3 protein-coding genes are annotated in these 1,739 nt (G+C 45.2%); all 3 read left to right on the plus strand.

Annotation, left to right across the window (positions count from 1 at the left end):
* Positions 1-5: 5 nt before the first annotated feature.
* Positions 6-935 (plus strand): Mrp/NBP35 family ATP-binding protein, encoded by a 930-nt coding sequence (locus ACUVXA_RS20605; protein ID WP_445873172.1) that lies wholly within the window; start codon positions 6-8, stop codon positions 933-935.
* Positions 936-949: 14 nt separating this feature from the next.
* Positions 950-1,357: a NifB/NifX family molybdenum-iron cluster-binding protein gene (locus tag ACUVXA_RS20610; protein WP_445873170.1), complete on the plus strand. Its 408-nt coding sequence runs from the start codon at positions 950-952 to the stop codon at positions 1,355-1,357.
* On the plus strand, positions 1,345-1,739 hold a 395-nt coding region (locus ACUVXA_RS20615), incomplete at its 3' end, for a NifB/NifX family molybdenum-iron cluster-binding protein (protein ID WP_445873171.1). The genes ACUVXA_RS20610 and ACUVXA_RS20615, both read left to right, overlap by 13 nt.

Genomic DNA, 1,739 nt, shown 5'->3' on the forward strand with positions numbered 1-1,739 from the left:
CGATAGTGAGCTGTATGAGTGATAGGGCTGTGGAGATTGACGAGAGAAGAAAGCAAATTCAAGAACAGGAACAAAGGCTTAGAACTAGAATGGGAAAGATAAAGCATAAAATTGCTGTGATAAGCGGTAAGGGCGGTGTGGGTAAGAGCACAGTTACTGTGAACCTCGCGATAGCTTTTGCAATGCATGGACATGCAAACAGAGTTGGCATTTTAGACGCAGACATCCATGGTCCAAGTGTACCAAAAATGTTAGGGTTAACTGGACAGAGACTTCAAGCTGGACCTGCCGGCATTTTTCCGGCTTTAGGCTCTTTAGGGATAAAAGTTATTTCCATGGATTTTCTGTTACCAGATGAGAATGCGCCTGTTATTTGGCGTGGACCATTAAAGATGACAGCGATACGCCAATTTCTCTCTGACATTGTTTGGGGAGAATTAGACTTGCTGTTGATAGATTTGCCTCCCGGCACTGGAGATGAGCCACTAAGCGTTGCACAGCTTTTACCAGAAATGGATGGTGTGGTTATTGTAACTATTCCCTCGGAGGTTTCGCAAATAGTTGTTAAGAAGGCTGTAATGTTTTCCAAGAAGCTCGGAATGCCTATTATAGGTATTGTGGAAAACATGAGTGGTTTCGTCTGTCCAAACTGCGGAGCAAAAGTTGACATTTTCCAATCTGGAGGTGGAAAGAGAATAGCTGATGAGTTGGATGTGACGTTTCTTGGAAGCATCCCTATTGACCAAAAGATCTGCGAGGATGCTGACAAAGGTATGCCTTTCATTGTTGAACGTGCAGATTCCCCAGCATCTAAAGCTTTCATGGAGATCGTTCAAAAAATTGAACGCTTTTTGGAGCATAAAAAACAAGTCATTTCCGGGTCCTCATCAGCCGATATTAATAAAAAAGAAGGAAAAATGGAGGAGAAATTGTAGAAGGATGTGGTTAAATGAAGGTTTGTGTATCTGCAGCGGCAAATAGCCTAGACGCACCTGTAAATCCGAGGTTTGGCAGGTGCCCATACTTTATCATAGTAGATTCAGAGACTATGCAGTTCGAGGCCATTCCAAACATGGCTTCTGGCGCTGTGGGTGGAGCCGGGATACAAGCAGCTCAAATTATAGCGAGCAAGGGCGCTAAAGTTCTTATAACTGGAAACGTGGGACCTAATGCTTTTCAGGCTTTGTCGGCAGCGGGAATAAAGATTGTCACAGGTGCTTACGGAACTGTGAGAGAGGCTGTTGAAAAATACATGAGGGGGGAACTGAGAGGAACAAATGCTCCAACAGTTGGAGGCCATTTTGGAATGGGTGGAGGTAGAGGACGGGGTTGGAGGCAAGCACGATGGGAGCCATAGGAAATGTAGACGACGAGGAGCTTGAAAGGTTAAGACAGAAAAAGCTTGAAAGAATGTTGCAGGAATCTAGAAAGGATGGAGGTGAAAGGTTGAAGGAGAGAATAGTTATTCCAGCTGAAGATGGAAACGGGCTTGATGCTAGGCTGTCAGGGCATTTTGGGAGAGCACCATACTTCATTGTCGTCGAGCTTGGTGAAGATGGCAACATTTTAAACGTTCAGGCAGTATCCAACGAAAGTGAACATTTCGGCGGAACTGGACGGCCACCAGATCGTATACTACAATTTAAGCCCCATGCTGTAATCACTTATGGGATGGGCCCACGGGCACTAAGCATTTTCCAAAGCGCTAACGTGGCTGTGTTAAGGGCTAATGCGGACAC

This window comes from Candidatus Jordarchaeum sp., assembly GCF_052745115.1.